The organism is Flavobacterium aquariorum, from assembly GCF_003254745.1.
Lineage (GTDB): Bacteria > Bacteroidota > Bacteroidia > Flavobacteriales > Flavobacteriaceae > Flavobacterium > Flavobacterium aquariorum.
In genome coordinates this window covers 124129-142082 of sequence record NZ_QKXH01000012.1, presented here as the reverse complement: position 1 = coordinate 142082, position 17954 = coordinate 124129, and the positions used below count along the sequence as shown (strand labels likewise).

General features: G+C 35.9%; 13 protein-coding genes. 7 read left to right on the top strand and 6 right to left on the bottom strand.

Going from position 1 to position 17954, the window contains the following annotated elements:
- Positions 1-113 precede the first annotated feature (113 nt).
- From DOS84_RS17085 to tamL, 4 genes are all read left to right on the top strand, one after another.
- A complete protein-coding gene (locus DOS84_RS17085) occupies positions 114-1076 on the top strand; it encodes a GSCFA domain-containing protein (protein WP_111411314.1) in 963 nt (320 codons plus the stop codon).
- A 2-nt stretch (positions 1077-1078) separates the two neighbouring features.
- Positions 1079-1699, top strand: coding sequence for a DUF4230 domain-containing protein (locus DOS84_RS17080; protein ID WP_111411313.1), 621 nt, complete (start codon positions 1079-1081; stop codon positions 1697-1699).
- 215 nt (positions 1700-1914) lie between these two features.
- Complete coding sequence (locus DOS84_RS17075) at positions 1915-6975, top strand: translocation/assembly module TamB domain-containing protein (protein ID WP_111411312.1); 5061 nt, start codon at positions 1915-1917, stop codon at positions 6973-6975.
- Positions 6976-7135: 160 nt separating this feature from the next.
- On the top strand, positions 7136-9430 hold the full coding sequence (gene tamL, locus DOS84_RS17070) for a translocation and assembly module lipoprotein TamL (RefSeq protein WP_111411337.1): 2295 nt from the start codon (positions 7136-7138) through the stop codon (positions 9428-9430).
- A 79-nt stretch (positions 9431-9509) separates the two neighbouring features.
- Here tamL and DOS84_RS17065 read toward each other — a convergent pair whose 3' ends face one another.
- The 6 genes from DOS84_RS17065 to DOS84_RS19140 form a co-directional block, all read right to left on the bottom strand.
- Positions 9510-11273 (bottom strand): aromatic amino acid hydroxylase, encoded by a 1764-nt coding sequence (locus DOS84_RS17065; protein ID WP_111411311.1) that lies wholly within the window; start codon positions 11271-11273, stop codon positions 9510-9512.
- A 129-nt stretch (positions 11274-11402) separates the two neighbouring features.
- Positions 11403-11612 (bottom strand): hypothetical protein, encoded by a 210-nt coding sequence (locus DOS84_RS17060; RefSeq protein ID WP_111411310.1) that lies wholly within the window; start codon positions 11610-11612, stop codon positions 11403-11405.
- Positions 11613-11789: 177 nt separating this feature from the next.
- Positions 11790-12182 (bottom strand): group III truncated hemoglobin, encoded by a 393-nt coding sequence (locus DOS84_RS17055; protein ID WP_111411309.1) that lies wholly within the window; start codon positions 12180-12182, stop codon positions 11790-11792.
- Between the two features lie 52 nt (positions 12183-12234).
- Positions 12235-12798: a DUF4136 domain-containing protein gene (locus tag DOS84_RS17050; RefSeq protein ID WP_111411308.1), complete on the bottom strand. Its 564-nt coding sequence runs from the start codon at positions 12796-12798 to the stop codon at positions 12235-12237.
- Positions 12799-13177: 379 nt separating this feature from the next.
- On the bottom strand, positions 13178-15157 hold the full coding sequence (locus DOS84_RS17045; protein WP_111411307.1) for a urocanate hydratase: 1980 nt from the start codon (positions 15155-15157) through the stop codon (positions 13178-13180).
- 355 nt (positions 15158-15512) lie between these two features.
- Complete coding sequence (locus DOS84_RS19140; protein WP_165830459.1) at positions 15513-15689, bottom strand: C1orf53 family protein; 177 nt, start codon at positions 15687-15689, stop codon at positions 15513-15515.
- A gap of 93 nt (positions 15690-15782) precedes the next feature.
- Between DOS84_RS19140 and DOS84_RS17040 the strand changes: the two genes are divergently transcribed.
- From DOS84_RS17040 to DOS84_RS17030, 3 genes are read left to right on the top strand one after another with little or no spacing between them, the layout of a single operon-like run.
- Positions 15783-16130 carry a hypothetical protein gene (locus DOS84_RS17040; RefSeq protein ID WP_111411306.1) on the top strand — a complete coding sequence of 116 codons (348 nt, stop codon included), beginning with the start codon at positions 15783-15785 and terminating at the stop codon, positions 16128-16130.
- A complete protein-coding gene (locus tag DOS84_RS17035) occupies positions 16127-17020 on the top strand; it encodes a 1-aminocyclopropane-1-carboxylate deaminase/D-cysteine desulfhydrase (RefSeq protein ID WP_111411305.1) in 894 nt (297 codons plus the stop codon). The genes DOS84_RS17040 and DOS84_RS17035 overlap by 4 nt, the downstream gene beginning before the upstream one ends.
- Before the next feature lie 24 nt (positions 17021-17044).
- Positions 17045-17869: a glucosaminidase domain-containing protein gene (locus tag DOS84_RS17030; RefSeq protein WP_111411304.1), complete on the top strand. Its 825-nt coding sequence runs from the start codon at positions 17045-17047 to the stop codon at positions 17867-17869.
- Positions 17870-17954: the final 85 nt, after the last annotated feature.

Below are 17954 nucleotides of genomic sequence, written 5' to 3'. Positions count from 1 at the left end.
AAGAATTAATAAATTAATTAAAATCCCAAATACGCCTTTTCAAAATTGGAGTATTTGGGGTTTTGTATTTAAAGTTTTTTTATTTCGTATTTTTGAAATATTAAAAATGTACAATGAACTTCACAACCAAAATCGATATCCCACAAAATCCCAATCCAATAGACTACAACTCCAAAATTGTCTCTTTGGGTTCTTGCTTTGCCGAAAATATGGGAGATAAATTTCAATATTTCAAATTTCAAAGCACGATTAATCCATTCGGGATTATCTTTAATCCGGTTTCTATTGAAAAAATTATCGATAGAGTGATCAATGAGGTTTTATTTACCGAAGAAGATATTTTTTTTCACAATGAACGTTGGCATTGTTTTGAGGTTCATTCTGATTTAAGCAATTCGGATGCATCCGAATTATTGGTAAATCTGAATCAAATTTTGAGGGAAACTAAAAAACAATTGCAGGAAGCAACCCACGTCATTATTACGTATGGAACTTCCTGGGTGTATCAAAGTATTGAAAAAAATGCAGTAGTAGCCAATTGTCATAAAGTGCCCCAAAAGCAGTTTGATAAAGAATTACTTTCTGTACAAGCTATTCAGGAAAGTATTGAAAATGTAATTCGTTTGATACAATTGATCAATCCCAAATGTAACTTCATTTTTACTATTTCGCCGGTACGCCATCTTAAAGATGGTTTTGTTGAAAATCAAGTCAGTAAAGCACATTTGATTTCAACGATTTATCACGTTTTAAAGGAATCTGCAATCTACAATCTGCAATCTATAGTCTACTTCCCTTCCTACGAAATCATGATGGATGAACTTCGCGATTATCGTTTCTATGCGGAGGATATGTTACATCCAAGCCAGATGGCAATTGATTATATTTGGGAACGATTTAAGGAATCTACTATTTCGGAAACGGCTTATTCAACAATGGATGTAGTCGAAGGTATTCAAAAGGGTTTGCAACACCGCCCATTTAATCCCCATTCGGAGAGCCATAAAAAATTTGAAGTGAATCTTCAGTCGAAAATCGCTACATTAGTGGCTCAGTATTCATTTATGAAATTTTAATTATGATAAAGAGAATAGTTGCAGGTGCAGTAATAGTGGTGGTTATAATTTTGGCATTCAAATTCTGTGAATTCAAAAAAGGAGATGAATCTTCCTTAGATTACAATACCAATTTGATTCAACAACAAATTGTAAATGTGGGTAAATTGGTGGTTACCGAAGGGCATTATTCAGAAGTGGTTACCTATAAGAACCAGCAGAAATACATGATGAATATGCTTTCGTTTGAGAAAAAAGCATTGATAATCGTTAATGCTGATGTTACAGTTTCCTATGATCTGCATCAAATGAAATATGATATTGATGAAGCCAATAAAACCATCACAATCATAAGTATCCCGAAAGAAGAAATTAAAATAAGCCCAGACATCAAATTTTATGATGTGGAGCAAAGTCAGATGAATCCGTTTACTGGGGATGATTACAATAAAATCAATAAATCTGTAAAAACCAATTTAGCGAAGAAAATCGAAAAATCTTCGTTGAAATCCAATGCCCAAAACCGTTTGATAAGTGAATTGTCGAAGATTTTGATTCTTACAAATACGATGGGATGGAAACTGCAATATGACGGAAAAGTGATTGAAAATGAAAAAGATTTTGCGACGAAAGTAAAACTGTAGAAAGCAATTTTTGAAGTACGGGAGAGCCCTAAATCTCATAGAATATTTGAACTTATTGACAAGTATTAGAAGAATCTCACAATAATTTTAAAACATATTGTAGGAATTGTATAACTTATAAAATTATAGTTATTGCATATTTGTAGATTGAGAAATTTCTAATAAAGGGCAGGAATAGTGAAAACGCCACCGAATTCATTTACAAAGATTTTTATATGGGCATAAAACTAAATCCTTATGTGAAAAAAGCAGTACGTATTATGCTTTGGAGCGCTCTTACAATCGTGTTTTTTTTGCTCTTGATTATTGTTTTGATTCAAGTACCTGCTGTTCAAAATTTCACTAAGGATAGGGTCATTACTTATTTGAATGATAAACTTAAAACCAAAAGTTCCCTAGATCGAATTGCAATAAGTTTTCCAAAAACGATAGTACTTGAAGGCTTTTACTTTGAAGACCAACGTCAAGACACTTTATTGAGCGGCAAACGGTTGGCCATTGACATTGATTTGTTTAAAATCATCAATCACGAAGTTGAGATAAACTCGGTTGAACTGGAAAACACAACCGCCAATATTTCTAGGAATAAAGATGGTGCGTTTAATTACGATTACATTATTAAAGCATTTGCCTCGACTGAACCCAAAGACCCGAACAGTAAACCTTATAGTATATCTGTTGTGGATGTGGATTTAAAAAACATCAGATTTAACTTTAAAGATGATTTATCGAATAACGATTTTCGCCTAAAGCTCGAAAATTTCAGTACAAAATTCAAAAAATTTGATTTAGACAAAATGGATTTCAATATTCCATACATTGATTTGAATGGGCTGAATGTGGTTTTAAATCAGGATTTGGTGCAGAAAATTGCCGAAGTGTCTGTGAAAACGGTTGACACAATTGCCAAAAGAACCGATTTTAATTTAGAATTAAAGAAAATAACATTGTCTAAAATTAATGTTTTGTACGACAATAAAAATTCTAAAATGAATTCAGGCCTGACTTTGGGCAAACTAAATCTTTTGGTAAACGACATTGATATAAAAAATAAAATGTTTGATTTTGTCAGTTTTGAATTAAACGGACTAAAAGGAAATTTACTTCTCGGAAAAAAAGAAAAACAAATCCAAGCACCCGACATGACTGCATCTGCTTCCAGAACGGAAGGATGGAAAATGAAATTGGAATCCATCGATTTGCAAAATATTGCTTTCAAGTTTGATGATATGGAATTCCCTGTGACAGCAAATGGCATCGATTACAGGCATCTTGATATGAATGGATTGAATGCCAAAGGGAAGCAGATTTATTTTGCAAATGACACTATTTCGGGCAAGGTAAAATCTTTGACAGTAAACGAGAAAAGCGGACTGAAAATTGAACAGCTTAGAACGCAGTTTTTTTATGGACCAAAACAAGCTTATCTGAATGATTTGTATTTAAGAACACCTCAAACAGAGTTAAAAGACAAATTAAAAGTGAACTATCAATCGATTGGCAGTATTTCAAAAAAGATAGGTGATTTGTCGATTGATGCTAATTTGAGTCAGTCAAGAATTGGGTTTAAGGATGTTTTACTTTTCGCTCCACAATTGCGTAAAACGAATCCTTTTCTATCGAATCCCAATGCTATTTTATACATCAATTCCCGAGTAAACGGAAAAGTTAAAGATTTGAATATTCCGTATTTTCAAATGCAGGGAATCGGGAACACTAAAGTCTCTGTTTCAGGTAAAATAAAAGGGCTTCCCAATTACGAAAAAGCTTTTTTTGATTTGGATATAAAAAACATAACTTCTTCTTCCCGTGACGTAATTTCTTTTGTTCCTGAAGGATCACTTCCCAAAACGATTCGGCTTCCGGAACAATTTAATGCTAATGGAAAATTCAAAGGCACCATCGATAATTTCAAAACCAAATTACTGTTAAACAGCAGTTATGGTAAAGCCAATGTGGATGCATTGTTTGACAGGAGAATTAAGAGTGGCGAAAAATATGACGCCACGATTGCTTTTATGGATTTTAATCTTGGCCGATTAATTAAGAATGATTCGTTGGGGAAAATTACGTTAAATGCAAAAGTTAAAGGGCAAGGTCTGAATCCTAAAACTGCAAATGCTAAGCTCGTAGCTATTGTGAAAAAAGCGGATTTCAATAAATATACGTACTCCAACATGGCTTTGAAAGGTACGATTGCCAAAGGAAATTTTGATATAAAAGCCGACAGTAAAGATCCAAATCTAAAATTCAAATTGGATGCAAATGGAGGTTTTAAAGATAAATATCCAGACGTAAAATTGAATCTGAATCTTGATATCGCCGATTTGGAAAAACTAAATCTGCATGCAGGCCCGATGAAACTTCGAGGAAACGTTGTCGCAGATATTGCCAACAGTAATCCCGATTATTTGAACGGAGAAATTGTAGCTTCTAATGTTCAAATTTTGCAGGATACAGAACCGATTGTTTTAGATAAGGTTAAAATTATTGCTTTTTCAGACAATCAAAAAAACAATATTAAAATCAGTTCGCAATTTATTCAAGCCGAAATTGACGGTAAATACAAACTGACCACACTTTCTGATGCGATAAAAAATTCACTGTCAAAATACATTAATGTTCAGTCTGCGAAATACAAACCCAATTCGGAGAACCAACAATTTACCTTTACTATTGCTGTTCAAAATGACCCTATTTTATATAAATTGATTCCAAAGTTGACTGGATTGGACCCTATAAATATCTCAGGAAAATACAATAGTGTTGGGGATACGTTGGAAATTAAAGGAGCAATTCCGAAAATTATTTATGCAAATACTACAATATCCGACGGTAAAATAAATGTCGCAACGAAGAATAATGCCTTAGAATATCAAGTTTCTGTAGCGACGATTGAAGGTGGGCAATTTAAAATTCCGTTTACAAGTTTATCGGGAAAAGCGGAAAACAATATCCTTTCGTATGCGTTGCAGGTAAAAGATAAAGAGAAAAAAGATCTTTATTTTGTTGCAGGTGAATTACTTCACGAAGATTCAAAAAACATCATTAAACTGAATGCCGAAAACTTGATTTTAAACTATGACAAATGGAATATAAATCCGGAAAATTCAATTGAATTTGGAGATCAAAGACTTTATGTCAATAAATTTTATTTGGATCATTCCGGAAATGAACTTAAGATTCAATCTCAAAATAATCAGAATAATGCTCCGCTTCACGTTGATTTTGTGAATTTCAAAATGGAGACAATTTTGAATATGATCAAGAAAGAAGAATTCGTAATGCAAGGTTTGATAAATGGTTCTGTCGTATTGGATAACGTGATGGTGAACCCTATTTTTACTTCAGATTTGACCATTGATAAGTTTGCTTTTGGGGGAGAACCTATTGGCGACATCAGTTTAAAAGTAGATAATAAAACATCAAATATTCTTTCGGCAAATATGACGCTATCTGGCGAAGGAAATGATCTTGCCCTTTTGGGAACTTATAGGATTGACAACGAAAATTTCGATCTTGACTTAGATGTAAATCAATTAAATATCAAAAGCATTCAGGGGTTTTCGTTTGGAAACATAACCGATGGAAAAGGTTCTTTGTCTGGACAATTTAAAATTACCGGAAATGCTTTGGAACCAAAAGTTAATGGAGAATTGCTATTTAAAGATGCAGGTTTCCGAATCACAAAACTGAATTCTTATTTTACCGTAAATGATGAAAAAATCGCTTTGCGAAATGAAGAAATTGCATTCGACAACTTCTCTATTTTTGATGAAAATGGAAATGAACTTGGCGTAAATGGTAGAATGACAACTCAAAATTTTAGAGATTTCAATTTTGATTTAGCCGTAAAAGCAGATGATTTCAGAGCAATACATTCTAAGGTTACCGATAATGACCTGTTTTATGGCGATTTGTTTTTGGATGCCAAATTAAAAATAGGAGGAACCCTTGAAAATCCTCTCGTTAACGGGAATATTGAAATAAATGATGAAACAAAATTTACCGTTGTGCTTCCTCAGTCTGATCCTTCTATTGTGGACAGGGAAGGAATTGTGGAGTTTGTAGATGAAGATAATCTGTATTTAAAGCAAACGGCTGAATTGCAGAAAGAACTGAATCAGTCGAAATTTGTAGGGATGGATGTCTCGGTTGCTATTACTGTTGATAAGGAAGCCGAATTTACACTAGTGATTGATAAGGGAAATGGGGATTATCTGAATTTAAAAGGCGAGGCGGAACTTACCGCAGGAATTGACCCTTCCGGAAAAACTACGCTGACGGGGAAATACGAGTTTGACAGTGGTTCTTATGAAATGAATTTCAATATGATTCGACGAAAATTTGATATTCAGAAAGGCAGTTATATTATTTGGAATGGTGAACCAACAATGGCAACTGTGAATATTACGGCTGTGTATAAAGTCAATACTGCACCATTGGATTTGCTCGTCGATCAACTTGGAACCCTAACTCCAGAGGTTAAAAATACTTACAAACAAAAAATACCTTTTCAAACTTTATTGAAGATGAATGGCGAATTGTTAAAACCTGAAATTACTTTTGATATTACTTTACCTGATGGGAATTACAATGTTTCGTCGGATATAGTGAGTGCATCACAGACAAAATTGGAACAGCTGAGACAAAATCCATCAGAATTAAACAAACAGGTATTTGCCTTGTTATTGTTAAATCGATTCGTGGGCGAGAATCCTTTTTCCAGTGAAAGCGGAAGCACAAGCGCCGAGTATCTTGCCCGACAAAGTGCAAGTAAAATACTTTCACAACAATTAAACGATCTCGCAGGAGATTTAATTGCAGGGGTTCAACTAGAATTTGATTTGGAATCGACTGAAGATTACACCACCGGGGCGAAAGAAACTAGAACGGATTTGAATGTAGGGATTTCAAAAAAACTTTTGAACGACCGATTAAAAGTTACCGTAGGCAGTAGCTTTGGTGTGGAAGGAGCAGAACGAGCCAATGAAGATGCGTCCAATATTGCGGGTGATGCTTCGTTGGAATATCAATTGAGTAAAGACGGTAGATATATGGTTCGGGCGTATAGAAAAAATGAGTACCAAGTTGCGATTCAAGGCGAAATTGTGGAAACAGGGGTTGTCTTTATCATAACGATGGAGTACAATAAATTCAGAGAACTTTTTAAACGAAGTGCCAAAGACATTGAGATTACGAAAAAGGAACAAATTCGTAAAGAAAAAAAGAGATTAGAGAAAGAGAAACAAAAAGCGAAAGGATTAACCTTATAATATAATAAAAAAACACCGTAAAAAGATTTACCATTTAAGGAATATAAGAACATATAAGAACATATAAGAGATTGTTTTAACCTTCTAGCTTAAATGCTCTTATATGCCTTATATGGTTTTAAAAAAAACAAATACTTTTTATTTAGGAAATAGCCTTAATATGACACTTAAACATTCAAAATATCTTTTAATCCTGTGCTCATTCTTTATTTTAGGATGTAGTAACACCAAGTATTTGCCCGAAGGGGACTTGCTGTATACTGGAGGTTCTGTAAAAGTTGAGGATTCAATGATAAAAAGAAAAGACAGGAAAGCATTAGAAACCGAATTGAAAAATCTTTTGCGCCCTATACCAAACAAACAAATATTGGGATTAAGGCCCAAATTGTATATTTATAATCTGGCAGGAAAACCCAAAAAAGAAAAAGGATTTCGATACTGGTTGCGCACTAAGGTTGGGGAGCCTCCCGTTTTATTCAGCAAAGTAGATTTAGAATATAATGCTTCTGTGCTTAGAAATTATACCGAAAACAGGGGGTATTTTAAAACCAAAGTGCAGTCAGATTCTACAAGACATGGAAAAAAAGCCACGGCAGAATATATCGTTTGGCCGTCAAAGCAATACAAAATTAAAAATGTTTCTTTTCCGGACGACTCCACTGCTTTGGGCAAATCGATTGCAAGAACCCAAAGGAGAACCCTTTTAATTTCAGGAAACCCTTATGATTTGGAAGCTATAAAATTGGAGAGAGACCGAATCGATGCCAGATTAAAAGAAAAAGGATATTATTTTTTCAATCCCGATTATATTTTGGCACAGGTTGATAGTACCAAAGGAGATCACGAAGTGAATATTAGACTGAAAATAAAAGAAGAAACACCATCCAAAGCGAGAAAGCCCTATACCATAAATGATATTATCGTATATCCGAATTATTCCATTCTAACGGATAGTTTTGCATATAAAAAGGAAGATATTGTAAAGTACAAAGATTTCACTATTATTGATTCTGCCAAGACTTTCAATCCCAGAGTTTTTGACCGCACTTTGTATTTTAAAAAGGGTGATTTGTACAACAGAAAAAACCATAATCTTTCCTTAAACAGGTTTATAAATTTAGGAACTTTCAAGTTCGTTAAAAATGAATTTAAAGTGGATGATTCAATTCCAGATGCCTTAAATGCCTATTATTATCTAACGTTGTTACCCAAAAAATTCCTTCGTTTTGAAGTGGGAGCCAGTACCAATTCGGCAGGATATACAGGAACCGAAGCAAAGATTAATTGGAATAACAGAAACTTTTTTGGTGGAGCCGAATTGTTTACGCTTTCCTTATTTGGAGGAATTGATTTTCAGGTTTCGGGTCAGAATGGTGCACACGATATTTATACTTTTGGAGGGGAAGCCAGCTTGGTATGGCCTCGTTTAGTTGCACCTTTTAAATGGCAAAATTCGAGTGAGTTCGTTCCTAAAACCAAAGTGCTTCTTCGTTATGAACGCCAAAGCAAGGCAGAACAATATACTTTGAATTCATTCAAAACCTCTTTCGGCTATTTATGGAAAGAAAGCGCTAGGGCAGAACATGAACTGAAAGTATTGGAAATCAATTATGTGAGTCCAAAAGACGTAACCGATTCATATCTGGAAGAAATTAAGACAAATCCATCATTAGGAAAAGTAATCGAAAAGCAGTTAATTTTTGGGCCTACCTATTCTTATACTTTTACCAATACGATGCAAAAAAGAAAGAAACATACTTTTTATTTCAATGGAGAATTGGATTTAGCGGGAAATGTTACAGGATTGCTTATGGGAGCAAATGCCAAAAAGGGGGATACTATCAAGTTCTTTGATGTGCCTTTCAGCCAATTTGTAAAAGTCAAAGGAGATTTTAGACATTACTTAAAGCTCGGTGAAAACAGTAAGTTGGCCACTAGATTAATTGCCGGTGCGGGATATGCTTACGGTAACAATACCGTGATGCCGTCGTCCAGACAGTTTGTTGCCGGTGGGCCCAACAGTATTCGAGCTTTTAGATCACAATCGGTGGGACCGGGAAGTTATAAAAATACCGATCCAAATGCCGAATTTTTAGAAGATCAATTGGGGGATATAAAATTAGAATTCAATACCGAATACAGAACCAAATTATTCAGCATAGTAAATGGAGCTTTGTTTTTGGATGCAGGAAATGTTTGGCTTCTGAACGAAGATAAAAACAAACCCGGCGGTCAGATTTCTAAAGATTTTATGAAACAGATTGCGGTAGGAGTAGGAGCGGGATTGCGTTTTGATTTTTCTTTTTTGATCCTGCGAACCGATCTCGCTTTCCCCATCAGACAGCCTTATTTGGTTAACGGAAGTAATTGGGTGATTGATGCAGTCGATTTTGGAAGCGGAGCTTGGCGAAAAGATAATTTGATGCTTAATATTGCAATTGGTTATCCTTTTTAATGATTGTTTTTTGCTAAAAAAAAACACGAACTACAGTTTCTGTAATTCGTGCCTATTAGTGCAATTCGTGCGTATAATTCTAATGTGTCGTTTTTTCGTTCTCAAAAATCAACTCCAATCCATTCGAAATTAATTTTTCGAGTTCTGGACGTTGTTTTTTTAAGTTTTCCAAGTGCAGAATTACTTGTTGCATTAAATTCGTTTCATTTCGTGTGTGTAAAAGTTCAATCAATTCGACTGAAAGTAACCAGTCGTTTGGATGATTATTTTGAAGTTTTTCAAAAATAGGTTCCAATGAAGTCACCGTGTCATTCGATTCGCGAATGCTTCTTACGGTTTGATACAATACTTCCAAATCATCTCTTTCAGCAGAATGTTTGGCCTTAATGGTTTTGCTCGAAGGAACGTGCGAAATCAAATCAAAGCTGTTGACATCGGCTGGTCCAGAAAAAGCCGAAACCAGTTTTTTTCCCACTGCCATATCATAATTTCCCCATTCCGGTTGAAATAGAACAGTATCTCCGTGGGTCACCGTACAATTTTTGAAACAAATTAAGATAATCTCTCCATGCAGATTTCTCTTTCCGGTAATGATTTCTCCAACCACTTTTATATTGCCTTCAAATTCCAAAGAGGCAGTTTGTCCTTCATAGACACCGTAAGCTTTTAAGTCGCGAGGACTCATATCTTCAATAGCCAGATTAATACCTTTTAGTTTTCCTATTGGGCTGCCAAAGCCTTCCGGATGCGTACTAGTTCCGTGACCTACCAATTCTTTTTCACGATAAGACAAAGCACTTTTTCCAGTAGTTTGGAAGTAAATTGGTTTTCCTTCGTGTTCAATGACATTTGTAAACACACCCGAAACTTGTAAACCGGTACTCAATTCAATAGTTCCCAAGGCTCTAGAATGGATCAGTTTTTTGATACCGGATAATCCTCCGGTGCGTAAAGCCATGGTATCGGCAAATTCTTCGAGAATCAAACTCAAATAAGCAAAATCAGGAGTAACATATAATTGCGGTTGCACTTTGGTAATGTCGAAACTTTGATTGACAGCCGAAAAACCATAAGGGATTTTCTTTACGTTATCGGTCATGCACCAAGCGCTTTCACCAATGGATGACAATAAACCGGCACCGTAAATTTTAGGGTTTTCGAGTGTTCCTATCAAACCGTATTCCACTGTCCACCAATGCAGGTTTCTAATTTGTGCCATTTCTGATAATTCACCCATATTATTTTGCAAGTCTTCCACCGCTTTTTCGGCAGCTTCAATTTCGCTTTGTGGAGTACCTTCCGCTTCTTTCAAAATAGAAAGCAAGCGTATGGCTTCGTACATTTCGTAATCCTTGCTCGAAGAAATGGCTTTACAACCTATTTCACCAAAACGGCGCAGGTATTCCGCATATTCCGGATTCGCAATAATAGGGGCGTGGCCGGCACCTTCGTGAATAATATCGGGAGCGGGAGTGTATTCAATATGTTCGAGTTGACGAATATCTGATGCAATGACCAAAACATTATATGCCTGAAATTCCATAAAAGCATTCGGTGGAATAAAACCATCAACGGCCACAGCAGCCCATCCAATTTCGCTTAGTATTCGGTTCATGCCATACATACTGGGAATGTTGTCTACTTCAATACCCGTTTTTTTCAACCCTTCAAGATAGGAACTGTGAGCTACCTTAGAGAGATAATTCACGTTTTTACGCATTACATATCTCCAAACGGCTTGGTTTATAGGTGTGTAATCACTGTAATCCTGAGCTTTGATAAACTGTTTTAAATGTTTAGGCAATCGTTCTAATAATGGATTGCTTTCTATTTTTGTGTTCATAACGAAATCGATGTAGTTTGTATGCAAAAGTACAATTTTCAGAGGCGTAAAAGAAGTTTTTTAACTACGATTTTAGCAAATTTACAGATTCAAAAATTAACCGTAATGATTCCAATGCAGAACCTTGGTTTATGTAATGCTGCGCCATAATAATATTAGGGCGCGCCTATTAAAATTGAAGGTGTCGCCTTTGTTTTTGATAGGCTTGCCTTTAGTTTTGGCAGGCGCGCCATCGACTTTACTAGGCGTTGCATATTTTTTTATAGGCTCGCCTATAAATTTTGGAGGCGTCGCCTTTGTTTTTAATAGGCTCGCGTTTTGATTGTTTAGGCTCGCCATAATTTTAAGTAGGCACGCCTATGATTTTGGCAGGTGTGCCTATCATTTTGGTATGCGTGCCTATGGTTTAGGTAGGTTAAGTGAAATTTTGTGTAAACTCAATTAGAGTTTTATTTTTATATATAAATTTCAACATAAAAAAACCGCAAAATCACTATTGCGGTTTCTGTCTTTAGATTATAAAAGCGGATGCTTCGCTTCATGTCTGAAATACTCAATTTTGTGGTTGAACATTTCGGCCATCATTTTGCCTCTGAGTTTGGCTTCATCAGCATTTTTACCAGTAAATAAACTATCGACCGTTTCGGTAAAAATCTCCATCCAGCGGTTAAAATGTTCTTTTTCGACAGGAAGTTGTTTGTGTGGCGGAAAAGGACTTCCAGAATATGTGTGTTCTTCCAGTAGAATAGTTTGCCAAAAGCGATACATTTTCTCCAAATGTTCTGGCCAGCGGTCACCTATTTTTTCGTTGAAAATAGAACCAATCAGTTCGTCTTTTCGCACATTCGAGTAGAATGTATCTACCATTAATTGAATATCTTCTATATTTGTTATGTCTTTGTTTGTCATGATTTCTGGATATAAAAAAACCTACACAAAGGTAGGTTTTTTAAAAACTAAATTATTTTTTCTTTTCTTTATTTTCCTTTTTTTCAGGTTTTGCAGGCGGATATTGTGCCAAAATTTGGGTGACAATATCATTGACTATCGCGTCTTTTTCTGCCATGTCTTTAGAAAGGGTTCCAGTGCCTTCACCTTGCCAGATTAGTTCTTTCTTTTTGGCGTCGATTAGGTCAATGTATAATGTGCCTTCTGTAGAAGAGCTCACATATGTTTGGCCTCCATACATATAAGGATTCCATCCCCATCCCCAACCGTAGCCATAACCTGCATTGAATTGGTTTACACTAATTTCTTCACGAGATTTAGTAAAAATATTGACTAATAAATCGGGAGTTTCACTTTTGGTCAATCCTTTAGCCTGTAATTGTTGATCGATGGCGTTTAGGATTCTTTTTTTATCCAAATCAGAAATTTCGACTTTGTCAATTCCAGATTTCATAAAGGCAAAAGTTTTGTATTGCGTAAAATCAACGGATTTGTCATAATCAGAATATACTCTTACAGTGTCACATGAGCTAACAATGAAAAGTAATAATAGGGGCAGGAATTTAAATGTTTTCATGTTTTGTTTGATTTATGGTGGAGTAAATAAACTGCAAAAATCGTACCAATTTGGCTACTCTAAGGTAGTTAAAAAAAATGATTTTTCAAAAACTTCTTTCAAAGACATTTGTTTACAGTTAGCTGTGTTAGCCCTGATAGTAGCGGAAAGCATTTTTTGATAAACGAGTATTTTTTTCTTGAACAAAAAAAGCGACCAACGGAAGCTCTTTTTGCTCTTAGAAAAAAACGAGTTTATGAAAAATCTTGAAGCGAATAGCAGGATTAGCTCCCGAAAATTTCTTTAGATTTTATTTTTATCTGCTGAATCTGCAAAAATCTGCGTGCCAAATTTTTTATGTCACGCAGATTCAGCAGATTTAAAATGATTTTTATGTGCTTTATTCTAATAATTTATCATCCACCAAATTGGGTAGCGTCACTTTCAACAACGGTTCGACTTCCATAGCACGTTTTATGGCAAAAACTGCACCTTCGTTACGAGCCCAACTGCGTCTTGAGATTCCGTTATTGACATCCCAAAAAAGCATAGAAGCCAAGCGACGGGAAGCTTCCTTACTACCGTCCAACACCATTCCGAAGCCACCATTGATAACTTCTCCCCAACCTACACCACCACCATTGTGAATGGAAACCCAGGTCGCACCACGAAAACTGTCGCCAATCACGTTTTGAATAGCCATATCTGCGGTGAAACGAGAACCGTCATAAATATTGGAAGTTTCGCGGTAAGGGGAATCGGTTCCCGAAACATCGTGATGATCACGACCTAGAACTACCAATCCTATTTCACCTTTGGCAATCGCCTGATTGAAAGCTTCGGCGATTTTTACACGGCCTTCAGCATCAGCATATAGGATTCGGGCTTGAGAACCCACAACCAATTTATTTTCTTGTGCACCTTTTATCCACTGAATATTATCCTGCATTTGTTGCTGAATTTCTATTGGAGCAGTTTTGGCCATTTCTTCTAAAACTAGGCAGGCAATAGCATCTGTTTTGGCTAAATCTTCCGGCTTTCCTGAGGCACAAACCCAACGGAAAGGCCCAAAACCATAGTCAAAACACATAGGTCCCATAATGTCCTGTACATAACTCGGGTACCTGAAATCAATTTTATTTTCGGCCATAATATCGGCACCGGCACGAGAGGCTTCCAGTAAAAAGGCATTTCCGTAATCGAAGAAATAAGTTCCTTTGGCTGTATGTTTGTTGATGGCTGTTGTATGACGACGCAATGTTTCCTGTACTTTTTCTTTGAATAAATCAGGATTGTTCGCCATCATTTCATTGGCTTCTTCAAATGAAATTCCAACCGGATAATATCCACCAGCCCACGGATTGTGAAGCGAAGTTTGGTCAGAACCCAAATCAATATATAGGTTTTCTTCATCAAATCGTTCCCAAACATCTACCACGTTTCCAAGGTAACCGATAGAAACTGTTTCATTATTGGCTTTCGCCAAAGTTACTCGCTGTACTAATTCGTCTAAGTTTTCTATCACTTCATTAATCCAACCTTGACTGTGACGAATATGTGTTATTTTAGCATTTACCTCGGCACAAACTGTGATGCAACCTGCAATATTTCCCGCTTTGGGTTGCGCACCACTCATTCCTCCAAGACCAGAAGTCACGAATAAACCACCTTTTGGGGAACGTTTTATTTTTCTGAAACCATTCAAAACCGTAATCGTAGTTCCGTGCACAATCCCTTGTGGACCGATGTACATATAACTTCCTGCTGTCATTTGTCCGTATTGCGAAACGCCCAGGGCATTCATTCGCTCCCAATCATCGGGTTTGGAATAATTAGGGATGACCATTCCGTTGGTTACCACAACTCTCGGCGCCTCTTTGTGGGATGGAAATAATCCCATTGGGTGTCCGGAATACATCGTCAATGTTTGCTCATCGGTCATTTCCGATAAGTATTTCATCGTCAATAAATATTGAGCCCAATTCGAGAAGACCGCTCCGTTTCCGCCATACGTAATCAATTCGTGTGGATGTTGCGCCACCGCATAATCCAGATTGTTCTGAATCATCAGCATAATCGCTTTGGCTTGCTCGCTTTTTCCAGGATATTCCGAGATTGGTCGGGCATACATTTTATAATCGGGACGTAAACGGTACATATAAATGCGACCGTAAGTTTCGAGTTCGTCCTTGAATTCTGGTAGTAATTCGGCGTGATGCTTGGGTTCAAAATAGCGCAAAGCGTTACGAAGTGCTAATTTTTTTTCTTCGTCTGTTAAGATTTCTTTCCGTTTCGGCGCGTGGTTAATGTTGGCTTCATACGGTTTTGGCTGTGGTAATATTAAAGGAATTCCTTGTTGTATTTGTTCTTGAAAAGTCATTTTTTTGGTATTTAAAATCTAAAATTAATTGTTCTAATGAGCAGCTTTTGGGCGAGACCGCATTAAGAAAAGGGGTCTACGTTTCGTGTCGGTTAGTCGCCCATTTTCCTTAATGCGGTCGGGCTATCCACGCTACTTCGGTAGCTAGTTTCTATCCCTCTCGCATCCCGTAAATCAAGATATTTTTCTTAATTTAGAGGAATTCGCCACTAAGGATACCGTATATCCGACCTGTGGTAGGACTTATGAATTTTAATTTTATATTTTAAAGAAAGAATGTCCATTGTTAGTGTTGAAATATATAAAATACTGTTTTCTGTAATCTAAGTTCTGCAGCCTAAAAACTGCAAACTGATTACTTTTTCAAAAGCCCCGTTTTCTTGTCAAATCCATAGGGACAATGACGACAACCGCTTTTACAGCAATAGCCTCTTTTTAAGTGGTGTTTTTCGGTAAAACATTTGTAACCTTCGGGTGTATAATAAAAATCTTCACCTTCTATTAATTTATTTTCATTACTTTGTTCTGCCATTCTGTTTTTATGCTTGCAATTCGCGACTAGGCGATTGTGATTTTCTTTAATTCGGACTAAATTGCCTGTACAAATCTATAAATTTTATAACCAATGTTTGTTATTGTTGCCAAATATTTAATTCCTAAAGGATATCGCGGGTTAACAGTCTTTCCTTTTGTGTTTGTAAAATATGCATTTGATTCCGAAAATAAAGTACTTGTCAATCACGAAAAAATTCACCTCCGACAACAATTGGAGCTACTAATCTTGCCTTTTTTTGTTTGGTATTTTATGGAATATGCGGTACGTTTGCTGCAGTATAAAAACGCCAATTTAGCCTATAGAAATATCAGTTTTGAAAGAGAGGCTTATGCTAATGAAACGGACTTTGACTATTTTAAAAAGAGAACTTTTTTTAGTTTTTTAAACTATTTAAAACTAATAAATCCTAAACTTTGAACCAAAAAATAACATACGAACTACCTAATGGAATTTCTCTCGAAATAAAACGGGAAGATTTGCTTCATCCCTTTATATCTGGAAATAAATTTAGGAAGCTAAAGTATAATTTGCTTCAGGCGAAAGCCGAAAATCACGAAACTGTGTTGACTTTTGGTGGCGCTTATTCCAATCATATTGCGGCAGTGGCCTATGCTGGAAAAGAGCAGGGTTTCAAAACCATTGGCGTGATTCGCGGAGATGAGTTGGGCGATAAAATTGACGAAAACCCCACTTTAAAGTTTGCTCAAGAATGTGGAATGCAATTCGAGTTTGTCACCAGGGAAGCTTATCGACATAAAACTGAACCTAATTTTATAGCCAATCTAAAAAATAAATTTGGATCATTTTACCTAGTTCCAGAAGGCGGAACCAATGAATATGCCGTAAAAGGTTGCGAAGAAATACTGATTGAGGAAGACGCTGCATTTGATTATGTTTGTTGCGCGGTTGGAACGGGTGGAACCGTTTCGGGGATTATCAATACCGCATTGCCACACCAAAAAGTTTTGGGATTTCCAGCATTAAAAGGAGACTTTTTAAAAGATGAAATTCGTAAATTTGCCACCAATACAAATTGGGGGTTAATTACCGAATACCACTTTGGGGGTTACGGAAAGGTAAATGAAGAACTGATTCAGTTTATAAATCAGTTTTACAAACAAACACAAGTTCCATTAGATCCTATTTATACGGGAAAGATGGTTTTTGGCGTTATAGATTTAATTCACAAAGATTATTTTCCTCATAATTCCAAAATTCTATTGATTCATACAGGAGGATTACAGGGAATCCAGGGGATGAACACGCTTTTGAAAAGCAAAAATAAAACATTGATTGAAGTACAATAGTAAAATCAATATCAAAAATTAAATATGGTCAAGAAAATATTTTTATTTCTCTTAATTGCAACCCTTATAAGTTGTGGTTCATCGAAACCAACAATTGTCACTACAAAAAAACCGGTGGGATGGAAATATTCCAAACCAATCCAAAACGGCAGCAGCAGTAAAGTTGGTACACAGTCCACTTCAAAACCAATGTCCACAAATGAAATGACCTATGGTTATATTGCGCAATACAATTCAGTTGCGATGTCTAATATGAAAACTTACGGAATTCCTGCCAGTATTATTTTGGCACAAGGAATTCTAGAATCAGGTTCGGGACAAAGTGATTTGGCAACGACAGCCAATAATCATTTTGGAATCAAATGTCATAACGATTGGACTGGTGATAAAATCTATAAAGACGACGATTCTGCCAATGAATGTTTTAGAAAATACAATCAAGCCTCCGAATCCTACCAAGATCACGCAATGGTATTGACAGGTAAAAAAAGATATGCCAATTTGTTTACCTTACCTAAAGGGGACTATAAATCATGGGCAAAAGGATTGAAAGACGCAGGATACGCCACTGATCCAAGGTATCCGGAAAAATTAATAAGTTATATTGAGACCTATAATTTGAGTCAGTACGACGCCAAAGTTTTAGGAAAACAAATGGCAAAGGAAGAAACCAAAGTTTTGCTTCAGGACAATTTTGGTGCAGATGAATCCAGTTTGTATGAAATTCAAAAAGGAGATACTTTTTATTCCGTTTCCAAAAAATTCAATTTGACGGTAGAAGAATTAAAACAGAAAAATAATCTAACAGAGAATACACTTTCGATTGGACAGAAGTTGATAGTGAAGTAAAGACAGATAGATAATAGACGAATAGATAATAGATAATAAAAGGGAAAATAGATAATAGACTAATGAATAATTTAAAGAATATGAC